Source organism: Brucella sp. IR068, assembly GCF_049065885.1.
Lineage (GTDB): Bacteria > Pseudomonadota > Alphaproteobacteria > Rhizobiales > Rhizobiaceae > Brucella > Brucella intermedia.
Genome location: NZ_JBAKHE010000018.1, coordinates 42,398 through 64,411, shown reverse-complemented (window position 1 = coordinate 64,411; position 22,014 = coordinate 42,398). Strand labels below are relative to the sequence as shown.

Genomic DNA, 22,014 nt, shown 5'->3' with positions numbered 1-22,014 from the left:
CCATAGAGGCTCATTCAATGCTCCAAATCCATAGGGCGCAACCAAAAGCCAGTCAAACGCGCCACAACATCAAAATCCCATGGACAAACAATCCACTCAAAAACAGCTACAACAACTACCCGCCCCAACCTTGCCTCAAACTGGGGTTTTAAAAAACCCAATCAATCCTCAAAACAAGAAATCCATAAACAATAGGGTTTCGCCTAAAACCCTACTCTCGCGATATCATCACTGTTCTCGCAGATTCAGCACCTTTCGGGTGTTCCAGAAAATTCTCACTCAAATCTGGTACCCATCGTGGCGATTAGAATGGCCGGGTTGAGTATTCGACAACAACACTACCAACACCGAAGGGGTAGGAAGCCAATCGCGCCTTTCCCAAGTCAGGCGGTCGCTGGCCAGATTATCTTCTTGTGAGTTAAAACCGCCTGGTAAGGCAGGAGGAATGTCATGGCAAGCCATAGCGATATGACTTGCGAACCCAATATCTGGGTTTGAATAGAGGAGTGCCTTGCCCAGCCAAATTAGGCGAAGCTGTCCAAGCACTTGAAGCGGACCATATAAGACAGACGAATATAGGCCCCCAGCTGGCGGGACGGTATGAACAACGCGATCAGCGTTATGAAATCCACCTGAAGTGAACGCGGTCATTGGCCGTTCCTACAACCGCGCTTTTTATCATCAGTTATTCAAATGGGGATTGGGAATAGAGTCGGGATATGGTTGACAGTCGGCCTGAAACATTGGCTGCAAGAACATACCCGCAAGAAATTGTAATTGTGACACCCGGTATGTCCTGACATTTTCGGCAACGTTGAGCAAATCCTCCAGGCCTTGCACCTGAATGGAGTTTTGCTGGACATTTCTGAACCCGTCCAGTTCAGTAATGGCGCTGCTCCTTTCGCCCTAGTTGGGAAGCAGCGCCAGCAATTCTCATTTCTGAACGAATTTTAGAGATTCAGGGAGTCACTGCTCCTGGCCCCGTGACAGCTGAGCAGTCCTGCAACCTCGCCGTTCATGGCCAACTACGGCGGGGTTGCGTTTTCCAGCTTCATGTCAAGCCAAACCAGAGTTCGGCTGTTGGCTTGTCAGCATGACCTTCGAGTCAGTGATCTGGCATCCTGCTTCGAGACGAGGTTCATAATCGGTATGACGCGGTGACCTTTTGCCTCATTAAGGGCCGCGTCAGCAGCTTCGCCGGGTTTACGTTTCCTATCCCTGGCGGAGCTGCTCCTCACTCACTGGCCAACTGGATCAAACAGCCCTGGCCAAGTGCGTCACCGCTCCCGGCAGCAATGGGTTAAACGCAGAACCCAATTGATGTCCCAAGATATGCGGACGCTACGCACGCTGGAAACCGACCCCAATCAAACCCGCAAGCCAAAGATTTCCACACGATTATGCACGGCAGAAAGATGAAGCGCAGGCAGCTATGTCTGTGCGAACTGCCGGAGCCTGCGCCTGCCCCCAACTATTGAGCCACGCGAAATCATCGGGCATCGAGAGGGATTGCAACCGCACCCATTGCCATCGCTATGGCAACACATGAAAGTAGCGGGAAGAAAGCCAGTGTGTCTGCTTCACTCGTCCTGCAGGATCACGTTGGGGCAAATTGACCGAGAAACGCGCTACTCTGTCTCCTCCAGAGTTTGTAACCACCATACAGCTAACCCAGATCTGTGCATTTTGCGAAGGCTACCCTTACTCCTGCAATTGTTCCGTTCCCGCAACCGTGCACCGTCATCTGGTTGCCGTCCCTTAGCGTAGCCTTGAAAAGGGGATTGGGTTCCAGCTCCATAAGAAGGCCGGTAAGTGCCAGTTGCAGGTAGAGTGGCGGATTTCGATGATCAATAGCCTTCAGGGCGGCCAGGGATATACCAAGCAGATGAGCCAGCTCATTCTCCGATTTGTCAACTGCAGAACAGACAGTGGCGAGTTTGAAGTTGGGATTTCGTCCGCGCGTTGGCATTGTTTTCTCCTACCCGTAATAAATTGTTAAGCGGCAAGCACGATGTTCGAAGCGTTTCTGTTCCACAGCGACGCTGCCAACAACATGTCAAATGTGCCCGACTGCTATGGGCAAAGACATCTTCGAGTTAATCGATGCTCTGCCTGATTAAAGTTCGTCATGCATAGGCGATGTTCAACTGGGCAATTGCCGCTGGATCATCCACGCCAGTAGTCTACGTACCCTCCGCCCCGCCAGAATCTGTATAGCCCCCCCGCTTACCGCTCCATCAACAAACGGGCCAATGAGTGCACCGATATCAAATGCAACTGAAGGTCCTGAGATTTGCCCCAGAACAATTCCAATCAGTTGCGCTCCGATCACGCCGCCGACGGCACCAATCACTGCATTTGGTCCCGCACCGGCATCACTACCATGTACGATTTTTCCCATGACCGAACCACCGGCAATACCACCCAATACTTGCAGAAGAAGTAATATCATCAATCTCTCCTCGCGGGCGCATGTTGCTCAACACAAGTCGCCCTTCCATAGTGGTACAACCGGTTCATTTGCCGACGATTTTACAAGTGGCGGCGCACTGAAAATTTATCTCCCGCAGAATTCAACTGCCCTGGGCCGAAACTCCCCTACCTCGTAACTGCCTTTCTGGCAGGCCCATCCGGAATGAAGGTAGGCCCCACCATGCGCACCGGCCTGTCTGGAATTCGAAGCTCAGCCAGCCCCTGGGGCCTGACTGCCCTGCTGTGGTTATGATCTTGCGGCTTGCTTTCTGGAACCGGAGTTTCCACTTTTTCCAATTGACTGGTCACATCCCGGGTTATGAAAGCACTGTTTATTCTGGCGATGTAGCGGTTCCAACTGCAACGTTTGAACTCCCGATCATCTTCCTGATAAAAATAGGCGGTTGACAATTCGCTATAGGGCCGTCCGTCTGCGACCGAGATCATTTCTCCAGTCTCATCGAAACGGTCGTGCAGTACATACACAGCCATATCGGGTGTCTCGCATATCATTTGGCACTGCGTCAAAGCAGCATGCAGTCCCCCCTTTTGCCTGAACTGAGAGTTGGGAGTAGGAAAAAAATAGCCGTCCGAAAGACGGACGCAGTAGGAAAGGGCTTGACCAGAGGTGTTGTTGCTGCGTTGGCGGTTCTGTGTTTCGCGCCGCACTCCAGTTGTGGAAACCACCGGCGTTTCGGAACGCACCTTAGGTGACCTTGCGTGAGCCCGCCTTTGTGCGCGGACTTTATCCTTTTCGTCAGCACTTTCGCAATCAGCGCTCCACTTTGACTTTAAACTCATCAGTCTGCGGACCTGCTGAATCTGCATGGCGACGTCACGACAGGCATTGAAAAGACCACCCGAAGGCTCATCAACGCAACGCCGAGCCCGGCGAATGGCTTCCAGCGCCGACAATTGTCGCCTTAAAATAGAACTGGATACATCTGTCGCCGATGATGACGCGCCACAAGTTGAAGCGATAGCTACGGGCGAAACCAATACAATCAGCATAATGTAAAAGATAGCAGTTAACTTCATCATCAGGGCAACCCCTTGAGACAATCTATCTTTGTACGCTAATGCGCAATTTGTAAACAAGAAATATTTTAACGTCAAACTCTTGTCATTTATTTTCCTGTAGATACTCTAGAACTTGGAATTTTTATACTTTTAACACGTTGAATCTAAAATCAATAATCGTCTGCCACATCGTCGGAAGAAAGATCGCGAAAAAGCATTGGTCCTGACAGACCCAATCGAGACGATGCGGCGACATTTTCCGAGGCGCTGAACACACCTCCGGCAGGTAATTTTTGATTGACATGGCAAAAACAGGTATACTTTGGCAGGACATGCCATAAAGCATTAACCTTGCAAGATCATGTGAAGTAGTGTCTCCTCACGAAGTACGGGCTCCGTGGAGATATCCTTTCCTTTTGATCGGACGTTGTATTTCAGCTGGATTGATGAGAAAAGACCCTTTACGGATTTGCGTCATTCACATTATTCTTTCTACCGAGGAATTGTACTATGAAACATTCAGCAACCTGTGCGCTACTCCTTATACTGAGCATGCTTGTTCTCCCGGCTCATGCAGCGGAATACCAGGAAGTGCCCGATATCATTCAAAAGACATACGTCTGCGAACGAGGCGCATTGGTTCCAGTCACCTACGTCAACATGGATGACGGAGATTCGCTTGCCATCGCCGTTCTTGAAGGCCGCCAGGTAGTCATGACGCTCGCACCGTCAGCCTCCGGAGTGCGTTACGTCGCCATCAACGAGCAGGAAAGTTATCGCTGGCACAGTAAGGGCGATAAGGCGGTCCTGTCCTTCATGACAGCCGATCATGAAGCCGAAGAAAAGCCATTGCTCAGCGAATGTCAGGCGCAGAAACAATAGCGGTCAACGCCTGAAAGAAGGCAACCGTGATGGTTTCCCTTACAATCAACAGCGATACTATCGGCAGCCTTGATCAAGGCGGAGTATGCGGCCTCACGAGCAATAATATTCAGCACTGTGAACGCTTAATCCGCACAACTATAACCCTGACAGATCTACAACCCGTTCAATGATGTTATTCATCGGGAAAGCTGGCGCTCGTCTCTGAATGATACATAAGCCCTGAGTGTAACTCTGGGCCACATTGCTTCAGCAGAGGAAAATTCCGGACGGATATCGGCTTCGCCGTGGGCGTGAACCGAGTACGGCGCAGACAACAACCTGGCCGCGTCCGGGATCGTCGTTTAATATGAAGCCCTTCAGAAGATGACTAGTTCCGCAAAAGCTCATCGCCCGCCGATCGTTCGGAGAGTTTGACCGATGACGAAACAACCGGCCGATCACGCCCGAGAGCCTCTCGCCCCAGAAACGGTAATGCCGGTTTAGTTGACAGGTCGATGGACACCTTGCAGAGCGAAGCCGCGTAATTCCGAGGCGGTTTGCCCGCCCCGAACCAGGCTTCTTTCAGATCGCCAACCGTGGGGCGCCTCCGAAAGTTGGTTAATGGGTGCTGCAGCGGCGATGCGACGACTGGGGCGACTGAAGAATGCGATCCAAGCGGCCGCTCCGGGATTTGCCTCTCGCGAAGAGCCCGACAAGGCAAACTCCGTATCCCTGGCTTCCTCATTCGAAAACTGCAGGCGTCGCAAAAAAGGACCGGACCCAGCGACCAGGAGCGAATGCCCGGTCCGATACCCTTTGCTTCGGCGCCACGACTGAGCGAGATGGCCTGCCTGTTCTTGACCAGAGCGGAACGAGAGGCCCTTTGGGATCTTGGAAGGTGAAGCTCCGACCATGCCACGCCTTGCGTGTATCGTTTTTTCTAACTTTAACCTCCACTCAGAACTGATAAAGTCAGCCTTTATGCTGTCAACCTTTTGCTTTTGCATTATTATCTTCCGTTATGCCCTATTTCCCGGCATCTGCATTATAAATAGATTATATCTAACTTTTATGTTGTCTCCTCGTTCAACACCTGCCAGACTGGTACAGCGAACCCAACCGTTCGCTTAAGAGCAAAAATGGCAACAAATGATAGGAGGAGTTATCATGCGCAAATTCACGGAGCACTTCGAACGAGAAGCAGGTGCGCTACGCGCCCTTACAGCGGGAGCGGCAGCGCTTTCGTCGCTTGCATCGCCAGATGTCCATCAAGGAAACTTCGATGAACATGCCATCACCTTGGAACCACGGCCTTGGATGGAGAAACATCCGGCCGATGACGACTTCGACAACCTTCCCATTGAAGAAAAGCGGAAGAAGGCTCTGGAGGAAATTTCCCACGGAGTTCGCGATACCACGCAGAAAGCCCGTATCGAGGCTGCCGAGGCTCACTGGAGCAGCTATATGTTGCAGCTTTCGGACCCACAGACGAACGAACTCATTGTGCAGGCCATCCATCGAAGCGGAACCGATGGGCTCCTTCTACGCAATGGCACCAAGGGGCTGAACGAGTGTGAAATGAAGTCATTTTTGTATGATGTCAGCAATAATGACCAAAGCGTAACCGGCAATCCATCAGATGCCGCCTACATCGTCTGCCGGAGTGAAAAACTCAACCTGACACCGGAGCAGTTCAAGCAACTCCGTGGACGGACGCTTGCTGACAAGGCATTCATGATGACGACTTTAAACGACGGACTGTCTGGCAAGTTGCCGTTTCGTCATAACGCTATTCTCCATCTCCGTATTCCCGAAGGCGCTCCGGCGATTTATCTGAATGACGCTCTGGTTGGAGTTCAAGGCGCTCAACAGCTCCTGGTGGGACGGGACGCTGTGATTAACGTCACACGTTCGTTCTGCAGTTCAGATGCCCATGGTGACGACGGTTGCAAACAATGGGAAATCTATGGTGAGGTAGTACTGCGACCGGTTGAACTGGAGGTCGAGGCATACGGTAACGATGCGATAGTTGCGCGTGTCACGTTTCATCGCGCCAGCGAAACGAACTGGATTGGAGTGGTTCCGAAGGGGAAGCTTCCCACCGAAAGCAACATAGTGAGACAAATCGACGTCAGAACTGCGAACGAGAGAATAGAGTTCCGGAGCCTCCCGGCAGGTGAATATACGGTTCATGTATTTCCCGACAAAATATCTTATGCACCTTTGAAATCGGCGGATATCATGGTGGGTTCGTGGGTTGTACGATCAGTAAGGCAGACTGAAATACCCGAAATTGAACCCGGCGGCTTTGGAAAAGCAAAGATCGAGCTGGAATCAACAGGAACCGGCAAGGATGGCGGAAGTTACGTGATGAAAGCTCCTCCAGGCTTCACGTTCGCCGACAATGATGTCGTCACGAGGCATCCGGACGGGTCGGACGCCGGACACGGTTGGACACTATCGTCGGACGGGCGTGTTCTCACCAATAACGGTGCCTGGTGGGACGCCAAGGGCATATGGACAATTGTTGTGAATCTGAGGGCCGACAAGGACGCTAACGCGGTGGGCATCCGTAAAGCCGAAAGCGGCCTGTCGTTTGCAGTCAATGGCCAACCTCCAGCAACAGGAACGCTTGCCGCAGGCGTGCGGGCTGTAAACTGGGCAAAACAGACAACAGTTCCCGAGATCAAGCCCGGCGATACTGGCACGGTGATGATACAACTCGAATCAACGGGCTTGGCCCAGCCCGGAGGCACATACGCTCTAAACACCCTGACAGCGCCAGCCGGTTTCACGTTTTCCGACGATGTAAAGACATGGAAACCAGACGGCACAATGTATGCAAAGGTGTGGCGGCTATCGGAAGATAGAAAGAAACTCGTCAACTATTTTGGCGCAATGTGGCATGAGAAAGGCGTCTGGACTGTCGAGGCACGCCTAACCGCAGAACTGGATGTGACCAGCGGCACCCACGCAGCCAAAGACGGCTTGTCGTTTACCACTGGCGGGGGCATGCATCGGCTGACTGGTGATCTGTCTGCTATCATCGCAGCAGTGGCGACGCCGGTGATCTCACGCGCCTGGGCATCATCGAAGAAAGCTGATGGCAACTGGCTAACCGCGGTGGAAGGCATAGGGGTGCCCGAAGCCCAGCTCCAGTTTAAAACCCGCAGCGGAACGTGGAAGACTGCCTTGACAGTGGGTTCCGACGGCAAGTTCTCTTTTGTAACGGATGATCACGAGAATGACAGGATCTCCGTGCGACAGGTAATCAAAGGAGAGACATCTGCAGAAGCGGTGAAAGGACCAATTGGAACTGGTGCAAGCCTGTCAGCTGAATCAACTGCCTTGATGACCGTTGTCGGCCATGTCGAATTCTCACGAGCCGATTCTCGCAACTGGATCGGAGCCTTCAGGGAAGGAGACCGACCCTCCGACACTGAGCCCGTATGGTCCACCCAGATCACTACAGCTACCCGGGATTTTGAAGCAAGGCTGAATCCCGGCTCATTCACCATCCATGCCTTTGCTGACGGTTCTCTGACGCCGCTGCAATCCGTAAACATCACGATCCTGGATATCTGAAACTCAACCAGACCAAGCAGTGGGCCTCCGGGTCCGCTGCCTCCTGCCGGAAATCAAGCGATAGCATCGAGGCACCCGCCCTATTGACCGCTATCGCCAGCGGTACGTCGCGATGCCACTGAATATCATGACTTTTAGAGAGCTATCGGCTGAGCTTCTATTTTCCATCAAGCGTTAGCGAGAGAATTGCAGAGGACGGCTAGTGTTGACCGGGCTGTTCTGGATACCCACAAGTCATTCTGATCGCAGCTCATGGAGCCGTGTAAGCTAGCCTCGATGCCGGTCAGGCGCATATCCCCCCGACAGCGCGATTGTTGCCAACTTGATCAAGGCTCCAGTTTGGTTCGGGCTACTCTCACGCGATTACCTGATCCGGCTCGGTTAAAGCGGTTGACGAGGCTTCGCGTATCCGAAACCAGTACACCGTCACGCAACGAACGGTCACTGGATCAACCAATAACTTGGGATTGCTCGCTTCGTTATGATCAGACATTTTAACCGCCGATTAAGCCGTTGCGCGTTCGCTCCAGCCACAGCCCAGATACGGTCTTGAAATTCTCCGGTTCGATTGGACGCAGATAATGTGATCGGGACGGAACCCGCTTTTGACCAAAAGAGATTGATATGTTTGATACCATGACGAGCTATCGCCTGATCGCGTCGAATATGACGCGGTCGTTGCAGCGTGTTTCGAAGGAACCGATGGTGGAGCGGGAAACCGCCTACTACAAGAAGAATATCGGCAACGTGAAATCCATCGATGAATTCATGGCCGACAGCCGCCTGTATAACTATGCGCTGAAGGCGTTCGGTCTGGAAGACATGGCCTTCGCCAAGGCGTTCGTGCGCAAGATATTGACCGGAGGCATCAAGGGCGATGATGCCATGGCCAACAAGCTGACCGACAAGCGCTACAAGGAGTTTGCGACGGTCTTCGATTTTGCGGGCAAGGGTGAGAAGGCGACCGAGGGCATTGCGGCGCAGCAGGGCGTGGTCGACAAATATCTTCGCCAGACGCTGGAGAAAGAAGCCGGAAGCCAGAACGAAGGCGTGCGGCTGGCGCTTTATTTCCAGCGCAAGGCGCCGACGCTGACCAATGCCTATGAAATTCTGGGCGACAAGGCGCTGGTGTCGATGATCCAGACGACCTTCGGCTGGCCATCCACCATATCCAATGCCGCTATCGACAAGCAGGCGAAGATGATCGAGGACAAGATCGATTTCACCAAGATGTCGGACCCCGATTACGTCTCGAAGCTCATTTCGCGCTTTACCGCTATGCATGAGATGAAAAACCCGTCCGCGAGCAGCCCGGCGTCGATTGCGTCCCTGCTTTTGGGCGGCACTTCTTCCGTCGGCATTTCGATGAATATCCTGAGCACCTTGCAGAGCTTCAGGTTGGGCGGGCGCTAGGCATGCAGAATAATTCTATCTATGTCGGGCTTTCCTCGCTCATTACGCTGGAACGGCGGATGGATGCCATTGCCCATAATGTGGCCAATGTTTCCACGGTCGGCTTCCGGGGCGAGGGCACCAAGTTCAGCTCGATTGTTTCGGACAAGGCCAGCGACGATGTGAGCTTCGCGACCGCGGGCAAGAGCTTCATCCGCACCGAGGCGGGCCCGATGTTCAAGACCGACAATCCGCTGGATGTTGCGGTCAAGGGCGATGTGTGGATGTCTGTCTCCACGCCGCAGGGCCAGATCTATACGCGTGACGGGCGCATGAACATGCTGCCGACGGGCGATCTCGTCACCGTCACCGGCCATCCGGTGCTGGATGTCGGCGGCGCGCCGATCGTGCTCAATCCGGCTGGCGGCGCACCGAAGATTTCAAGCGATGGCGCGATCTACCAGAACGGCGCGCAGATCGGCGCGATCGGTCTTTTCACCATCCCCGCCGATGCGGAGCTGACCTATGCCGGTACATCCGGCGTAATCCCGAACAAGCCCGCCCAGCCGGTGGCCGATGACAACAGTGTGGGCGTCGTGCAGGGCATGATCGAGGGATCGAATGTCGACGCCATGACGGAGATGACGCGCCTCATCAGCGTGAGCCGCGCCTTCGAGCAGGTCAACAACCTGCTGGCGCAGCAGGAGACGACCGTCTCTGAAGCTATCAGGACCCTGGGCTCCAGAAACGGATGACGCCTGATCTGCCGCTCTCCCGTCTGGCCTCCTTGCCCGTGAGCGGCACCGGAAGTGAATAAATTCCTCCGCTCACGATCTGCCACGTTGTCGGGACGTACTATCGCCTTCGTCTTGAACCTGACATAGTTACGCTGCTCAGAAAACGGTGACGATGAAGGTGCCAAACGTCCTAGCGGGAAACAATCTGGCAAATTGAACAAAACCAGGGGAGCTGAGCATATAATGAGCTTTCGCCACCGGTTTTTCGTGGGGTATTATTGCGGTGAAGTCCTATCGATCTATGTTGGCATATTCTAGACGGGTCAGGAAATATCCATCCTGGAGCAAGGTACAATCTCCATAAGTCTTCCCCACCTGATAACTCGATGGAACACATGAGGGATCGCAAATGCTGGAAAACGGTGCGTCCAATGAGCGGGAAATATTGATAAACTCGATATTACATCTGACTGCTTGCATCGGAAATATAAGCCAGGCTCTTCTACCGCTACTAAACAAAAACAGCGAGGATTATGGAGATTGCTTGGGTCCCGAGCTTCACCGCGATGTTATTGAGTTACAGATCAACTTCCGGAAGCTTGTCCGCAGCCTTGAGAAATTGGATGCACCCTTTAGCGCTCCTGGAATCGAAAAAAGGATGAACCTGAATTAGAGACAAATGGTTTCCTGCAACTTTTTGGCCATTCAGGCACGTGGTTGAAAAGGAGCCATCAGTTGCAGCGTTCCTGATGGTTGCGCGCCGATCCCTTGCCCGCTGTAACAGGCGTTTTTTTGACTCTATCTATAACAACTTATCATCAGACACCGGAGAAAAAATGCCGGAGAAAAAACTGTTTGGATTACCCAAATGCGGCCATTGTGGCGGCGTCGGAACCGAAATCAAGATTATAAAGCCCCAACATTCCGATTATTTGCAGGCCGCAACGATCTGTAAGTCTTGTAATGCGATTATCGCCCTGTCCGATTACCCCGGCATTGGCGCTCTTCTGGAATCGCATGAAAGTGCAAAATTCGAGATTATTACTCGCTTGAATTCTTTGGAAGAGCATGTGCGTCAATTGACCGAAGTCATGAAGCGGCAATGATTGACTGCTCGATATGACTGCTCGTCATTATTTCGATACGCAGAAGTGTGATTTCGTCCCCCGTCTACGCATTATCTTTCAAAGCCGGCTCGGCTGCTCAATTGAGCGTTCAGGGGCGCCAGGATTCGCAGTGAAACATGAAACGCTGACAGTCGGGCATTCAACTTCTGTCCGGATGCCTCCTCAAATGCACACCTTATGGGTTCTAGCGCGAGGACGAGATCAGATTTGTGACGGTTTGGTGTAAGGAGTTTCGCGCTGATGGAGCGGATCAATCGTTGCGTAAGCAAAGTGCCGGCCCTCGCCTGCCTGTTCGCAGCCTCTGGCGCAATGGCTGCGCAATCCATTCATACCCCCGCTGAGCAGCAACCACATCACTGGATCATCACGCTGGGCGCCGGAATGGAATACGGTCCATCTTATGAAGGGGCCCGCGGCAAATCGTTTGGCTTCGTACCAACGTTTGATTTTCGTCGACTTGGGCAAGAGCCGGATCTGAGCGCCCCTGACGACAATATCGATTACCCGTTGTTTGAACTGGGCGGCGTTGAGATAGGTCCCACCGTCGGTCTTCGCGGCAGCCGGAAGCCTTCCGAGGATTCGACTTTGCAAGGACTGCATGAAATCCGCTGGACCCTCGACGCAGGTGCCTTTGCGCAGTACTGGGCAATCCCGGACAAACTGCGTTTTCGTATCGAAGCCCGGCAAGGGCTTAAACGTAATTACGGCTTTAACGCTGATCTGGGTGCGGACTGGTTCCAACGCTCGGGCAAGGATCTGATTTTCTCCGTCGGCCCTCGGCTCTCCTTCGCCAATGCAACCTATATGGAAAACAATTTCGGTGTCAGCGCCGGTGAAGTTGCGAACGGGTCTGTTTTGCCCGTTTATGATGCACGTGGGGGTGTAAAATCGGCTGGCGTTGTGGCCAGCGTTACATACCAGCTAACCGATATGATGAGCATTCAAGCCTATGACAAATTTGAACGGCTTATTGGCGATGCCGCCGGCAGTCCAATTGTCAAGCACGGCGGTTCTCCCAATCAAAATACTTTCGGTATCATATTAAGCCGGTCATTCGAGTTCAGTTTCTGATATCTTTTTCCCTATCTTGTCTGGCCGTGGATACCAGCCAGACACCAGACAAGATAAGGAGACTTCCCGCTATCTGTAGAAAATTGGTTGGCTCGCGAAACCAAAACCAACTGGTAGCCAATACCGTCACATAGCTGATGGCGGAAACTGGAAAAGCTGTGCTGAGATCGAAATCGGCAAGCACCTTCATCCAGAAGAAGAAGCTCGCAATTTCCACTGCTATGGCAGCCAGCATCCACGGCGAAGTTGCCGCTGTGAAAATCCAGCCAAAACCTGCCGCCGTGATATGACCCACGTCTTCAGCTGCCAGCTTCACGAAAATCTGAGCCAATGTGTTCAAGACGGGGATGGCGATCCACAGAAAAATGTGGCTTCTCACGCTTCCCTCTCCGGCGTTTCCTTAATGGCAAAGATAGGTGAGACCAGCTTCAAGGCGGCTTGTATGACGCGATTGCGGTGCTTGAAAAACATGGTATTGCGTGTCAGACGGCTACCGAGCCGTACCTTGTTCTCATAATAAGCCTGTCCGCTTTGATAGCGCCGTATCCCGTTCCTGAGACAAAATTCGAGATTAGCGAACCAGCTCAGATAATAAAGATTGTACTTACGGCCGGCCTTTCCATCCATGCAGAAAAATTTGTCGACTAGCGCGTCCTCATCGCAAACAAAAAGATTCGCAGCAAGAATCCGATCTTCAACCTTATAGACGGTGCACAAAGCGCGGCCCTGCATCTGCTGTAATATTCCCGAGAAGTAAGAGCCTGTTAGCGCTTCGAACTGCCATTCACTTCGCTCCCGCGTGTCGTTGTAAAGTTCCATGATACGCGGCAAAATATCGGTAATCTCCGTGCGATGTTCGACGGCCACCGCGTCGCGATTGCGAAGCTTGCGGCGCATATCCTTTCGCGTGCCCGGCGAAAGCCGTGCCAGATATTCGTCAATAGAAGCAAAATCGATATCTAGCCAGGCTGTGGCAAGGCCGGGCAAAGCTGCATATCCCGCAGCAGAAAAGACAGATAGCAAAGCCGGAGATAGTGTTTCAGGTACATCCTTGATACCCCGCAGGGCACAGCCTTCAGCATCTGCCATTGTGCTGAAACCTGCAAGGAGCTGTTTCAACAAAACGGACTGCATCTGCGGCGTTACAGATGCATGAAACCCGGGGACTCCATTTTCGGTACAAGGCGAACCGAGACAGGCCAGACGCAAACTCAAAATACCGGGCCAATATCGCCGTACGCCCCTCACCAATCGACGGACAGGTCCGTCATCCAATGTGGTATCCAGTTGATAATCCGTAAGGAAGGCCGGCATTGCCGCAATGACTCGCTCGTTTTGCACGATCGTGAGATAGCGCCAGGAAAAACCATCAATCCCCGCCTGCTCAACCGCGAGCAGGTAATCGTAATTCTCGATCTCACTTTCAAAACAACCGTTCCATGCTTCACGGCCGATATGAGCGATAGAGGAAACTATGCGTGTTTCAGCATGAGCAGTCTTGCTGATAAGGACCGGGGTACATGTAGGTAATCCGTCAAACAGGCTCGCGCGCATTCTGACCCTCGAAATAGCTGGCGGTAAAATCCGCGACCGACCGATGTTGCCGATCAACGTGTATCATGTGATAACTGTCTTCGATCCATTGGAGCCTGTTGGGCGCGCCCAGGTGCCGGGCGATATACTCTGCCTGACGTGGATTGCTGAGATCGTCCTCGCGAGCATGGAGAATAAGTGTCGGGGTGCGAATGGCAGGAAGCTGTTGGCGAAATACCCGGCCCAGGCGGTACATTTCGATGATTCCTGTACCCGGAAAATGCTCCAGCACCCCCTCGGTGGACATGCCCGCCATGAGGCGGCGCAGCCGGTTATCCTTGATGCCCATCGCTGGAGTTTCAGAAAAATTGAGACGGTTGAGAAATGGCACATACGAAAGCCACCCGATCTGTCGGGACAAAAACGGATAGAAGAAGGGGACGCCCCAGCCGTCGTAATGAAAGCATGGCGAATATAACGCGACCGCTTTTATGGAACCCGGATTTCCATGTGCGGACAAGAGAGCCAGTTTTCCCCCGACACAAATGCCCGCTGCATAAGTCGTGTCAGCATAGGCTTTCAGTTTCTCCGATGCTTCGTCGACACTAGCAAGCCAATCACACCAACGACTTGCTCTAAACGACGCTTCGCCGTCTCCGTGTCCTGCCAGAAGAGGTGCATAGACCGTGAAACCCCGCCGATTGAGGAGTCGCCCGATCAGTCGCATTTCTGCCGGTGCGCCTGTCATGCCGTGAACCAGCAACACCGCTTGTCCGTTTGTCCCTGACATGAAAAATGAAAATGGATCAGAAAGTTTCATAAACCCTGCCCTCTCAAAGCCCAGTCAGGCCGACGCAAATGACACCTATTGAGATAAGGGACACCCCGAAAGCGTGACGTCGATTGACCTTCTCGGAAAAGAACCAAGCGCCAGCGAATACCATCGCCGCGTAATTGAGCGCCATTAAAGGAAAGGCAATTGACAAGGGAAGACGCTCCAGCACCAGCATCCAGCAGAATAATTCCACCGCCCATAACGCCACGCCGAGCCAGGTGACTGGCACGAAAAGGGTTCGCCATATATCCGGTGCGCGGTCCGCAGCGGATTTAAAGCAGACTTCACGGCCCACTTCTGCAAAAATGCAAAAGAGCACAAGTGCCAGCATAGACAATGAAAGCTTTCCGGTCATACCTGCATCATCCTGCATGATGCGTTCAAAAGATGATAATTGAGTGCGCAGCTAGCCGCTGTTGCATGCTCCATGGCCTGCCGTTCGGCTGGTTGATCGAGTATGAACGCAAAGCGTTTGACTAGCCGCCGTACGAACGATCTCCTGCATGTCCGGCGAAAACCCTTACCAATTACATCCGTCCCGTTGGCGCGCTGACGTCCAGCGTTTCCTTGCAACGCCTCCAATAGAAAAGCACTCCGCATCCCCCCTCGATCCCAATAGGTGGTTGCTTCGGCGGCGGTTAGAACATCCAGGTCTGGGGTGACGTAAACAGTTCCGGTTTCGATGCGGGCTGTCAGGCTCGATAGGAAATCCGGCTTGCCACATTCGACAATCGTCCTCCAGCCATATCTCCTCCGGGCTGAATGCCTTGCTCCCCTCCGATAGTTGCGCCGGAGGCAACTGCGCAGATGATCGCAGGGACAAAACTCAAGCCGTTCATTACTCAAAACGTTTGGATTAGCGCCTTTCGATTCCGCCAAGTTCAGATTGTTGCTGCCCACACCAATGGTGACGACCTTCTTCTCCAGACGGTTCAAAGCGGCGCGCTTGGCCCAAGACCCGCCATACACACCCTTTTTGAAATGAACCCAATCAGGATATTTGTAGAAACGGGTCAGTGTGATCGGTCGGCGCGCCTGCTTCACGGCCAGCTCAAGCAATCCAAATGTGCCGCGATGAACATCACGGAATCCCATGATGCACAAGGAGAATGCCATTTCTATTCTCGAACAGGCAGCCGATAACTGTATCTTCAACCTGTTCAATTCACCTAGGCGATCCCAAAGGCGAAGAAGATCGCCTTTGGCGTTTGCTTCGCTTTCCAACGCACCAGTATCGCGGCACGTCGTCATGAAGTCGGATTGCAGCTCCAATATGTCGTCCAGATGAAAATGGAGCTGCATTGCATCACCGCTTTGAAGCGCGCGAGAAGAGTTGGTCAAGCAGCGTCAGTGCCAGGTCAATTTCTTCGCGAGAAATAAGCAAATTGGGAGCCAGCGTAATAACATTCTTATGGTAGCCCCCGACATCAAGTACGAGACCATAATTCTTGCCACCGACCGTAAGGTCTCCCTTCATGCCTTCGTCGCACATCCAGTCAAGCGTCGCCTTATCCGGTGTGTAGCTGTCCTCCTGGCAAACCTCCAGCCGGAGCGCCAGTCCAAGACCATCAACTTCGCCAATAGTCTTATATTTTGCCTTTAGCTGTTTCAGGCCTTCGAGGAAATAGGCTCCCTTATCCATGATCGATGAGCCGAAATCCTTTTCTTCTTCGACCATTTTCAGGGTCTCGAGAGCAACAGATGTACCCATTGGGTTGCTTGCAAATGTGGAATGGGTCGAGCCGGGAGGGAAAATGCCCGGATGGATCATGTCTTCACGCGCCCAGACCCCGGAAAGGGGATTGAGACCGTTGGTGATTGCCTTGCCAAATACCAGTATGTCGGGATTGACGCCGAAATGCTCGATCGACCAGAGTTTCCCGGTGCGATAGACGCCCATCTGTATCTCATCGACCACCAGCAAAATGCCGTGTTCGTCGAGAACTTTCTTGAGCTCCGTGAAGAAATTCATAGGAGGGATAACATATCCGCCGGTCCCCTGAATAGGCTCCACATAGAACGCTGCAAATTCCGACTTGCCAGCCTTCGGATCCCAGATACCATTATATTCGCTTTCGAACAAACGCGCGAATTTCTGCACGCAGTAATGCCCGTATTCTTCCTTGCTCATGCCTTTGGGGCCACGAAAATGGTAAGGAAATTCAATAAACTGAGCCCGATCGGAGAAATGACCAAAGCGCCGGCGATAGCGATAGCTTGACGTGATCGACGAGGCTCCAAGCGTGCGGCCATGGTAGCCCCCTTCGAAGGCAAACATCAGGCTCTTTCCACCGCTGAAGTTGCGAACCAGCTTCAACGAGTCTTCAATTGCCTGCGATCCACCAACATTGAAATGCACGCGCCCCTTCGTACCAAACTTGCGTTGGGCATCCTGCGCGATCAAGGCTGCAAGTTCCACCTTCTCCCGGTGCAGATACTGGGACGCGACCTGCGGCAATGTATCGAGCTGGCGATGCGCAGCAGCATTGAGGCGCGGATTGCGGTAACCGAAATTGACCGCCGAGTACCACATCTGCAAATCGAGAAACGGAGTCTCGCGCTCGTTGAACAGAAAGGACCCTTCACAGCCTGAGAAAAAAGCCGGATGTTGCGAATAGTGCACCGTATCCCCGTGTGAACAATAGAGTTCCTCCAGCAAACGCAGGTCACCCTCTGTTTCGGCAGCGACTGAGTAGGGTCGGGATGGATTGGAAGTTACTGATTTGTTCATAGAGGTACTTTCTGGGTAACGGTCAGCCGGCCGTTGGTAAACGGATTACCGCATGCGCTGAAAACTGACCGGTTTAGGAACTTGTGTGGAACGTATGATTATGCAGTTTCCACGGTTCGAGAACGGGGCCCTTCGCGCAAAACGGGCAACAGGACACGCAAACGTCGCGTTACGTCGCGGAATCCTTCATAGGACATGAAGGGGATATTCCGGTCGCGACAATATTCTGCCAGGTCTTTCTTGGCGAAGACAAATTCTGGCCGGTCGGACACGCAGAAATCCGACCGGCCATCGCCAACATAGACGCGAGGGACGGCAACATCGAGAACCTTGCATTTGCAGACACCCGATGCAGCCTTACATCCACTGTCGGCGTAAGGAGATTTTAGCGCATAGCTAGTGCGCCCGGCATGTTCAGTTACCAGAAGCCGGTTAGCCACGACAGGCAATGCACCGAGGCCAATCTTGAAAAGAATGCGCCGGATAAAATAATCGACGCCATCACTAACGATGGTCACTGGCAGATACTCCGACTGGCAGAAAGCAATGAATGCGCTAAAATCCGGATCAATTTCAATCTCGTCCAGCACCCTGTCGAGTTCGTCACGACGCGCGTCGATCAAGGCGATCTGCTGCCGCATGCAGGCACCCGAGTCGATTTCCCCCGCGGCCCACCGCGTTTCGATTTCTTCCCATGAAGGATCGGCAAGACGAGACAGTACGTAATCTGTCGCATCATACAGCGAGATCGTTCCGTCAAAGTCACAATAGATGTGCATCATGCCAGCCTCAATTAATTGGGGATCTTTTAGCATCCCAAAATGAGGCGATGCTGATGTGAAAATGAAGCGAAACTGAAATCTGGCTTGTTTTGAGAAAAACTGCTTCCTAGCGTCACTGTCGCAACAAAAATTCACTTGCACTTCTTGCGAATTCGGCTTGGCGCTGAACAGACAAAGTGAGTCCCATTGCCTGCGGAGCCCCACAAGCAGACCCCAGTGGAAGGCGGTTACTGATTGGATTTCTGGTCTGGTTACAGGGCCGACGCTGGTCCATCCGGGCCGATTGCGGACACATCCGCGAATCCGCGTTTGATACATTTGCGGTGCGTGCACCCACCCGCCGACGCGGCCTGAATAAAGCATAGTCCGGCGATGGGTCTCAGTCGCTTGGGCCTTGGAGCGAGTGTGATCTTCTCCCGGTCACGTTTAGCTCCCTCGATCCAACGAGCAACGATCATCAATGGATTGCAAAGCTCGTTTTCGTCCCGCCCCCCGCCGAATATCTCGGCCGTCACTTCGTAACCGTGCCCGCAGGAAGTTCCGATGGATGTTCATTCCCAGTGATCAAGGAAACTCAAGGCGTAACCCGGCGTTCTGGATCCATTGCGGATGGCCAATGTGCTATTTTGCTACTCGACCCGACCGCTGCAGCTTTTTCGATGAGTAGATCGACACGCAATCCCCGGCCGTTTGCAGGCACGTCCAGAGAAACTCTTACCGAAAGGCGCGCTGCAATATCTGCAACGATGGCGAGCCCCAGTCCGCTGCCCTCTGGCTGCGGCGAACCAACGCGGTAAAACCGCTGGAATACGGCTTCTCGCTGCTCCTGAGGAATACCCGGACCCGTATCGCAGATTGTCAGTAGCCATTCCACGTCGTTTGCATGATGAAGTGAAACGTGAATCTCACCTTCCTCTGGCGTGTACTTGATGGCGTTTTCGATCAGGTTCTCGACAAGCAAGTGTAGCAGGGGCTCGTCAGTCTCTACCAAGGCGTCCTCGACGCCATCGAGGGTGATATCCAGGCGCTTTTGCCGAACGGCCGGCCCCAGCTCTGCCATGACGGATGCGGCCAAATCGTAAAGATTAAACCGGCTATATTGGACATGTTGGTGGCTAACGCGTCCAGCTTGCAGGAGCTGTTCAATCAAACGCAACGCCTTTTCGTTACTTTGCACGAGGCTGGCGATGATGGCTTTCCGCTCGCCTTCATTATCTGAGTGCTGCAGCATCTGGAGCAAGAGCTTAAGACCGGCATGGGGCGTACGTAGCTGATGTGCCGCATGGTCTGCAAATCGGCGCTCAGCCGTCAACGAGCGATCAAGCTTGCTCATCAGCTGATTGACGGAGCGCCCAAGAGGCGTGAGGTCTCGGGGCAATCCATCTGTCGGGATATACGACAGATCATCCGGCGACCTGCTGCGTATCTGGTTGATAAGCCAGTGAATCGTCCGCAAACCACGTCGGATACCAAACCACATCAATACCCCGATCAAAGGAATAAGGACCAGTAACGGAATAACCAGATTGAGCAGAATGTTGGAGGCCAAGGTATTCCGCAGCTCAATTTTCTCGCCAACCTCTACGACAAATCGTTCTCCTGGTATTCGCAGCGTATAAACCCGCCACAGCTCGTCATCATAGACGACGTCGGCCAGGCCGCTTCGCGACAGGGGCTGCTCTGGCCGAAAGGCGGTTGTCGAGTAGACTGCTATTCCTCCGTCTTTCCAGACGCGAAACATGTGCGCATCAGCATAGTCGTCAACGTCTTCGTTCAACGCCAACTGATCTTCCATGGCAAAGTCGAAATCCTTAAACTGCCGCGGCTCGCTAAAGTTTTTCTTTTGCAGAGGCCTTTGCAGCAAACTCCACAGCACGTTGGCGTCGTTGATCAGCTGAGCGTCGTAGATATGATTAATTTCACGCAACGCACTTTGAAAAGCCAATAGGCCGATAAACACCAGCGCGACGAGTATCGTCGGAGCAACACGGACAAAAAGACTCCACGTCAAAGTGGGCTGTTTCATCGCTCAACCATGTATCCGACGCCACGCATCGAGACAATGAAACCGGCCCCCAGTTTCTTACGGAGATTATAGATGATCACCTCCGTTGTATTGCTTTCGACCGCATTATCCGTGCTGTAAAGTGCGTATTCAATATCTCGCTTTGTAACGTACTTTCCGGCGCGTTCCATTAGCAGCTTCAATAACTGAAATTCTTTCGCTGTAACCGGAATGGGTCCGTCACTGCCGCGGACAATCATCGCGGCTGGGTCCACCTCAATGGAGCCGCTTCTCAGGAGACTGTCAACACGACCATCACGCCGCCTCAACAAGGCACGAATGCGGGCAAGCAATTCTTCCAGGTCGAAAGGCTTCGCGAGATAATCGTCGGCGCCGCTATCCAAACCCTCGACCCTTTGATGCGGCAGATCGCGCGCAGTCAGTAAAAGTATGGGTATACTGTTACCGGACTGGCGCGTTTTGCGGAGAACATCAATGCCACATAGCTTGGGCAAATTCACATCGAGAACCACAATACTGTAATCAAGCGTCGTCAATGCCTCGATCGCAGCCTCGCCATCCTGAATCCAGTCGACACCGTAAGCATGCTTTTCAAGCGCCTGTGAGAGAGAGCGGCCCAGTATAATATCATCTTCAACAAGCAGGATTCGCAAGTATCTACTTCCTATTGTAAAGTGCCGGAATTCCTAACCCGGTCAATCTGGCGATTTTACGACAGTACACATTTAAAACTGGTGCCAATTTGAAAGTTGTTTGCCGAACTGCAATCACGGCCTCAAGAACAACTGTCATTCTCCCCGGAAATGCAGCCGATTACTCAGTACTCCCAAAGTTCACGTTCCCGACCTTTCCCGTACGGAAAGCTGGTAAACCACACAGCACCATAATCCTGCCGGCAAGTTTGATTTTTTCTAACTTTTCATTGCTTGTCGCCCAAATTGCTGCCACATTAGATCGTCGGGGGCAAACACCAGTCGAAAAAAGGAGTTCTTAATGACTGTATCCGGAATGGAGGAAATGTATCTGGACGCCCCGGTGATTAGATTAGCCCGAAAATCGGAGAAGAATACCACCGGGGAAAGTTGGCTCGTAAGGGTGGAAGGTAACGGACGGGAGGGCGCACAGATTCAGATAAAGACCGCTGACGGCGGATGGATGCCCCACGCCGAGGTGGACGGTCAGGGCATTTTTGCCTTTACAACCGGATATTTCGAGAACGATGGCGTTACCGTCCGGCAAGTTTACGACGGCCAGACTTCGCCTGAGTCGGAAAAAGTCCCGATTCAGGTCGGCGCCATCCTTTCGGTAAGAAAAATCAAAACGGGTCCTCTCCTTGTGCATGTAGAGTTTTCTGACAATGTCTACAATAATTGGGTCGGGCTTTTTGACCGGGGTGCAAACCCGGATGACACGCCAGCGTTACAGTTTGAACAATGTCCGACCAGCCCCGTGTATTTTGAGTTTAGCGCAGTATCTCCGGGTCAGTATATGGTTGGTGCCTTTGCCAACAATTCCCGAGATCCAGTCGCATCCGTAAACATCGACGTCTAAGCCCGGTTCACGGACCAACAGCGGTGTTCAGCGGGCGTCGACAGCCCGCTGGACATTTTCGGCTCCACAGCACGTTCAAGATCGTCCGGGCGGCCTGCTGCGTCTTAAGTTAGCAGGCGCAATTCAGATCTTGGTAGAATTGTCTGGTAATGTGATCGCCAGCATCGTCGGTGCTGACAAGGCAGCCATTCATCAGTTTGAATCCTAACAAGTTCATTTTCGCTTTCCCCTCCCCTGAACCTTGTGCACGGCTGTCTTGTTCTGTTGCGACGAAGGGAGCTATGTCAG

The 22,014-nt window shown here is 52.8% G+C and carries 19 protein-coding genes; 7 read left to right on the top strand and 12 right to left on the bottom strand.

Translation table 11 applies throughout. From position 1 onward, the window contains the following. Positions 1 to 1,666: 1,666 nt before the first annotated feature. From ACOWVS_RS21170 to ACOWVS_RS21160, 3 genes are all read right to left on the bottom strand, one after another. Entirely contained in the window at positions 1,667 to 1,969 is a 303-nt protein-coding gene (locus ACOWVS_RS21170) for a hypothetical protein (protein WP_075042446.1), read from the bottom strand. A 174-nt stretch (positions 1,970 to 2,143) separates the two neighbouring features. Beyond that, positions 2,144 to 2,452, bottom strand: a complete 309-nt coding sequence (locus tag ACOWVS_RS21165; protein ID WP_075042445.1) for a hypothetical protein — start codon at positions 2,450 to 2,452, stop codon at positions 2,144 to 2,146. A 146-nt stretch (positions 2,453 to 2,598) separates the two neighbouring features. After that, positions 2,599 to 3,513 (bottom strand): DUF2865 domain-containing protein, encoded by a 915-nt coding sequence (locus tag ACOWVS_RS21160; protein ID WP_210215560.1) that lies wholly within the window; start codon positions 3,511 to 3,513, stop codon positions 2,599 to 2,601. Between the two features lie 489 nt (positions 3,514 to 4,002). On the opposite strand from ACOWVS_RS21160, the gene ACOWVS_RS21155 reads away from it, so the two are divergent. The 6 genes from ACOWVS_RS21155 to ACOWVS_RS21130 all read left to right on the top strand — a co-directional run bounded on the left by ACOWVS_RS21155 (position 4,003) and on the right by ACOWVS_RS21130 (position 12,268). Then, positions 4,003 to 4,374, top strand: a complete 372-nt coding sequence (locus tag ACOWVS_RS21155; RefSeq protein WP_075042443.1) for an MliC family protein — start codon at positions 4,003 to 4,005, stop codon at positions 4,372 to 4,374. Positions 4,375 to 5,523: 1,149 nt separating this feature from the next. Beyond that, a complete protein-coding gene (locus ACOWVS_RS21150) occupies positions 5,524 to 7,941 on the top strand; it encodes an ADP-ribosyltransferase (protein WP_075042441.1) in 2,418 nt (805 codons plus the stop codon). 624 nt (positions 7,942 to 8,565) lie between these two features. After that, a complete protein-coding gene (locus tag ACOWVS_RS21145; protein ID WP_075042440.1) occupies positions 8,566 to 9,354 on the top strand; it encodes a DUF1217 domain-containing protein in 789 nt (262 codons plus the stop codon). A gap of 2 nt (positions 9,355 to 9,356) precedes the next feature. Then, positions 9,357 to 10,088 (top strand): flagellar basal-body rod protein FlgF, encoded by a 732-nt coding sequence (flgF, locus tag ACOWVS_RS21140; protein WP_075042439.1) that lies wholly within the window; start codon positions 9,357 to 9,359, stop codon positions 10,086 to 10,088. Between the two features lie 818 nt (positions 10,089 to 10,906). After that, a complete protein-coding gene (locus ACOWVS_RS21135) occupies positions 10,907 to 11,176 on the top strand; it encodes a hypothetical protein (protein ID WP_075042437.1) in 270 nt (89 codons plus the stop codon). 261 nt (positions 11,177 to 11,437) lie between these two features. Further along, positions 11,438 to 12,268, top strand: a complete 831-nt coding sequence (locus ACOWVS_RS21130) for a MipA/OmpV family protein (protein ID WP_075042436.1) — start codon at positions 11,438 to 11,440, stop codon at positions 12,266 to 12,268. On the opposite strand, the gene ACOWVS_RS21125 is transcribed toward ACOWVS_RS21130, so the two are convergent. The 9 genes from ACOWVS_RS21125 to ACOWVS_RS21085 form a co-directional block, all read right to left on the bottom strand. Continuing rightward, positions 12,258 to 12,647 (bottom strand): EamA family transporter, encoded by a 390-nt coding sequence (locus ACOWVS_RS21125; protein WP_081375301.1) that lies wholly within the window; start codon positions 12,645 to 12,647, stop codon positions 12,258 to 12,260. The two genes, ACOWVS_RS21130 and ACOWVS_RS21125, sit on opposite strands and share 11 nt — an antisense overlap. Continuing rightward, positions 12,644 to 13,822, bottom strand: a complete 1,179-nt coding sequence (locus tag ACOWVS_RS21120) for a GNAT family N-acetyltransferase (protein WP_081375300.1) — start codon at positions 13,820 to 13,822, stop codon at positions 12,644 to 12,646. The genes ACOWVS_RS21125 and ACOWVS_RS21120 overlap by 4 nt, the downstream gene beginning before the upstream one ends. Next, positions 13,803 to 14,621: an alpha/beta hydrolase gene (locus tag ACOWVS_RS21115; RefSeq protein WP_075042435.1), complete on the bottom strand. Its 819-nt coding sequence runs from the start codon at positions 14,619 to 14,621 to the stop codon at positions 13,803 to 13,805. Before ACOWVS_RS21115 ends, ACOWVS_RS21120 begins: the two co-directional genes overlap by 20 nt. A gap of 13 nt (positions 14,622 to 14,634) precedes the next feature. Beyond that, complete coding sequence (locus ACOWVS_RS21110) at positions 14,635 to 15,009, bottom strand: permease (RefSeq protein WP_345569252.1); 375 nt, start codon at positions 15,007 to 15,009, stop codon at positions 14,635 to 14,637. Further along, positions 14,988 to 15,938, bottom strand: coding sequence for a hypothetical protein (locus ACOWVS_RS21105; RefSeq protein ID WP_075042434.1), 951 nt, complete (start codon positions 15,936 to 15,938; stop codon positions 14,988 to 14,990). Before ACOWVS_RS21105 ends, ACOWVS_RS21110 begins: the two co-directional genes overlap by 22 nt. A gap of 4 nt (positions 15,939 to 15,942) precedes the next feature. Continuing rightward, positions 15,943 to 17,367: an aspartate aminotransferase family protein gene (locus ACOWVS_RS21100; RefSeq protein WP_075042433.1), complete on the bottom strand. Its 1,425-nt coding sequence runs from the start codon at positions 17,365 to 17,367 to the stop codon at positions 15,943 to 15,945. Positions 17,368 to 17,465: 98 nt separating this feature from the next. Next, positions 17,466 to 18,149 (bottom strand): MtnX-like HAD-IB family phosphatase, encoded by a 684-nt coding sequence (locus tag ACOWVS_RS21095; RefSeq protein WP_420984192.1) that lies wholly within the window; start codon positions 18,147 to 18,149, stop codon positions 17,466 to 17,468. 574 nt (positions 18,150 to 18,723) lie between these two features. Continuing rightward, positions 18,724 to 20,175, bottom strand: coding sequence for a sensor histidine kinase (locus ACOWVS_RS21090; protein WP_075042432.1), 1,452 nt, complete (start codon positions 20,173 to 20,175; stop codon positions 18,724 to 18,726). Further along, entirely contained in the window at positions 20,172 to 20,828 is a 657-nt protein-coding gene (locus ACOWVS_RS21085) for a response regulator (protein ID WP_075042431.1), read from the bottom strand. Before ACOWVS_RS21085 ends, ACOWVS_RS21090 begins: the two co-directional genes overlap by 4 nt. A 340-nt stretch (positions 20,829 to 21,168) precedes the next feature. On the opposite strand from ACOWVS_RS21085, the gene ACOWVS_RS21080 reads away from it, so the two are divergent. Further along, positions 21,169 to 21,726 carry a hypothetical protein gene (locus ACOWVS_RS21080; protein ID WP_075042430.1) on the top strand — a complete coding sequence of 186 codons (558 nt, stop codon included), beginning with the start codon at positions 21,169 to 21,171 and terminating at the stop codon, positions 21,724 to 21,726. Positions 21,727 to 22,014 lie beyond the last annotated feature (288 nt).

Excerpts from the sequence above, each read along its gene's own strand:
- ACOWVS_RS21135 (WP_075042437.1), top strand. The coding sequence starts at position 10,907 with ATGCCGGAGAAAAAACTGTTTGGATTACCCAAATGCGGCCATTGTGGC.
- ACOWVS_RS21105 (WP_075042434.1), bottom strand. The coding sequence starts at position 15,938 with ATGCAGCTCCATTTTCATCTGGACGACATATTGGAGCTGCAATCCGAC.
- ACOWVS_RS21110 (WP_345569252.1), bottom strand. The coding sequence starts at position 15,009 with ATGCAGGATGATGCAGGTATGACCGGAAAGCTTTCATTGTCTATGCTG.
- ACOWVS_RS21170 (WP_075042446.1), bottom strand. The coding sequence starts at position 1,969 with ATGCCAACGCGCGGACGAAATCCCAACTTCAAACTCGCCACTGTCTGT.
- ACOWVS_RS21090 (WP_075042432.1), bottom strand. The coding sequence starts at position 20,175 with ATGAAACAGCCCACTTTGACGTGGAGTCTTTTTGTCCGTGTTGCTCCG.
- ACOWVS_RS21150 (WP_075042441.1), top strand. The coding sequence starts at position 5,524 with ATGCGCAAATTCACGGAGCACTTCGAACGAGAAGCAGGTGCGCTACGC.
- ACOWVS_RS21115 (WP_075042435.1), bottom strand. The coding sequence starts at position 14,621 with ATGAAACTTTCTGATCCATTTTCATTTTTCATGTCAGGGACAAACGGA.
- ACOWVS_RS21080 (WP_075042430.1), top strand. The coding sequence starts at position 21,169 with ATGACTGTATCCGGAATGGAGGAAATGTATCTGGACGCCCCGGTGATT.
- ACOWVS_RS21165 (WP_075042445.1), bottom strand. The coding sequence starts at position 2,452 with ATGATATTACTTCTTCTGCAAGTATTGGGTGGTATTGCCGGTGGTTCG.
- ACOWVS_RS21095 (WP_420984192.1), bottom strand. The coding sequence starts at position 18,149 with ATGATGCACATCTATTGTGACTTTGACGGAACGATCTCGCTGTATGAT.
- ACOWVS_RS21130 (WP_075042436.1), top strand. The coding sequence starts at position 11,438 with ATGGAGCGGATCAATCGTTGCGTAAGCAAAGTGCCGGCCCTCGCCTGC.
- ACOWVS_RS21160 (WP_210215560.1), bottom strand. The coding sequence starts at position 3,513 with ATGATGAAGTTAACTGCTATCTTTTACATTATGCTGATTGTATTGGTT.
- ACOWVS_RS21120 (WP_081375300.1), bottom strand. The coding sequence starts at position 13,822 with ATGCGCGCGAGCCTGTTTGACGGATTACCTACATGTACCCCGGTCCTT.
- ACOWVS_RS21100 (WP_075042433.1), bottom strand. The coding sequence starts at position 17,367 with ATGAACAAATCAGTAACTTCCAATCCATCCCGACCCTACTCAGTCGCT.
- ACOWVS_RS21155 (WP_075042443.1), top strand. The coding sequence starts at position 4,003 with ATGAAACATTCAGCAACCTGTGCGCTACTCCTTATACTGAGCATGCTT.
- ACOWVS_RS21145 (WP_075042440.1), top strand. The coding sequence starts at position 8,566 with ATGTTTGATACCATGACGAGCTATCGCCTGATCGCGTCGAATATGACG.
- flgF (WP_075042439.1), top strand. The coding sequence starts at position 9,357 with ATGCAGAATAATTCTATCTATGTCGGGCTTTCCTCGCTCATTACGCTG.